The organism is Gordonia amarae NBRC 15530, from assembly GCF_000241345.1.
In the GTDB taxonomy this organism is placed as follows: Bacteria; Actinomycetota; Actinomycetes; order Mycobacteriales; family Mycobacteriaceae; genus Gordonia; species Gordonia amarae.
In genome coordinates this window covers 1-435 of sequence record NZ_BAED01000073.1, presented here as the reverse complement: position 1 = coordinate 435, position 435 = coordinate 1, and the positions used below count along the sequence as shown (strand labels likewise).

The 435-nt window shown below is 64.1% G+C and carries 1 protein-coding gene; it reads left to right on the top strand.

Going from position 1 to position 435, the window contains the following annotated elements:
• Positions 1–435: AMP-binding protein (locus tag GOAMR_RS21940; RefSeq protein WP_005193283.1), on the top strand; the 435-nt coding region annotated here is incomplete at both ends.

Sequence of the window (435 nt, the reverse complement as noted above, 5' to 3'; positions counted from 1 at the left end):
TTCGACGTCTCGGTGCCGGAACTGTTCGCGCCGCTGATGGTCGGGGCGCGGATGGTGATCCTCAAACCCGGCGGGCACACCGAGCCGCTGTATGTGGCCGAGGTGATCGAGCAGACCCGGGCAACGATGGTGCACTTCGTGCCCTCGATGCTCTCGGTGTTTGTCGATGTGGTGGGAACACAGCGTATTTCGGCGATGGATTCGGTGCGTATCATTTCGCTCACCGGTGAGGCCGTACCGCCCGCGGTGGCCGCCGACGTGCGTCTGGCGTTGCCGGAGATCTTGTTCTACAACCTCTACGGTCCCACCGAGGCCGCCGTCGAGATCACCTACGAGAACATCGAACGCGCATCGGCGACCGACGCGTCGGTGCCGATCGGCATCCCGGTGTGGAACAGCACGTCGCTGGTGCTCGATGGCAGGCTCCACCAGGTT